1 protein-coding gene is annotated in these 1928 nt (G+C 46.6%); it reads left to right on the forward strand.

Annotation, left to right across the window (positions count from 1 at the left end; translation table 11 throughout):
- Positions 1-1928, forward strand: a 1928-nt coding sequence (locus QZ824_RS11470) for a hypothetical protein (RefSeq protein WP_291276152.1), incomplete at both ends; no start/stop codon positions are given.

The raw sequence follows: 1928 nt of genomic DNA on the forward strand, positions 1-1928 counted from the left end.
CATTGCTGGAGCCACAGCAGCAAGTTACACAGCAACTGCAGCGGGGAGTTATACGGTAACGGTTACCAACAGCGGTGGTTGTTCGGCTACATCAGCAGCTACAACGGTCACAGTAAATAGCTTACCAACAGCAGCAATTACAACGTCAGCCCCAACGACGTTCTGTTCAGGAGGATCAGTAGTATTAACAGCGAGTGCAGGTTCATCATACAAATGGATGAATGGTAGCACAGCCATCACAGGAGCTACTTCACAGACCTATACAGCAACCACAGCTGGATCTTATACGGTAGAAGTAAGCAATGCAGCAGGCTGCAAAGCAACTTCAACAGCAACAACAGTAACAGTAAATACTGCACCTAATGCACCGACAGTTACTTCAGCAGTTTCATACTGTCAGCATGCAACAGCAGCAGCACTTACAGCAAATGGCACAGGTTTGAAATGGTATGCCGATAATACAACAACAACGGCACTGTCAACAGCGCCGACTCCTGCAACAACTACAGCAGGTACAACAAACTATTATGTATCACAGACTTCAAACGGTTGTGAAAGTGCAAGAGCACAGATTACGGTAACAGTAAATATCTTGCCAACAGTAGTAATTACAGCATCCACACCAACGACGTTCTGTACAGGTGGCTCAGCAACACTGACAGCCAGTGCAGGAAGTTCATACAAGTGGATGAATGGGACAGCAGTAATCACAGGTGCTACAGCACAGACCTATACAGCAACAGCAGCGGGGAATTATACAGTAGAAGTAAGCAATGCATCAGGTTGTAAAGCAACGTCACAGGTGACGGCTGTAACGGTAAACGCAGCACCGATGGCAACGATCACGACAACGACTTCAACAACGTTCTGTGCGGGAGGCAGTGTAACATTGAATGCCAATACCGGCACAGGTTTAGCCTATCAATGGTATAATGGAACAAATACTACAGGTACAGGAGCTGCATCCTTGTCTTTATATGTAAGCTCAGGATCATTTACTGTAAAAATTACTGATGTAAACGGTTGTACATCTACTTCAGCTCCGGTAACGGTAACGATCAATTCATTGCCGAATGCGCCAGCGGTTACTTCAGCAGTGTCTTATTGCCAGAATGGAACAGCAGTAGCACTTACAGCAACAGGTACAGGTTTGAAATGGTATGCCGATAATACGACAACAACGGCACTGGCAGGAGCACCGACACCGTCAACAACAGCAGCAGGCACAACCAGCTATTATGTATCGCAGACAACAAATGGCTGCGAGAGTGCAAGAGCACAGATTGCAGTTACTGTAAATACACTACCAACAGCAGAGATCACTACATCAACGGCAACGGCGTTCTGCGCAGGTGGCTCTGTAGTATTAACAGCCAGTGTAGGAAGTTCATACAAATGGATGAATGGGACAACAGTAATCACAGGCGCTACAGCACAGACCTATACAGCAACGACTGCAGGAAGTTATACGGTAGAAGTAACAAATGCCGCTAACTGTTCGGCCACTTCATCAGCAACGGTTGTTACTGTGAATGACCTGCCCCTGGCACTGATCACGGCATCGGGTTCAACAACCATTCCTGCAGGTGGAAGTGTAAGCTTAAATGCGAACACCGGATCAGGACTTACTTATAAATGGTTCAAAGGTGCAAACCAGGTTGGCACCGCAGCAAGCTATACTGCTACCGAAGCAGGCGTATACACGGTAGAAGTAACCAATGCAGCAGGTTGTTCTACAACTTCTGCCGGCACAGCCGTGAACATCAATACCAATAAGCCCTCACAAATTACTATAACATCTCCATCCACAAATACAAGCGTACAGGGTGCAATCACAATTACTGCTGATATTACGGATCCGGATGGCAGCATAGTGTTGGTTGAATACCTGGATGGGAATACAGTTATTGGTACAAGTACATCGGCTC

The sequence above is a fragment of the Flavobacterium sp. genome (assembly GCF_021151785.1).
In the GTDB taxonomy this organism is placed as follows: Bacteria; Bacteroidota; Bacteroidia; order Flavobacteriales; family Flavobacteriaceae; genus Flavobacterium.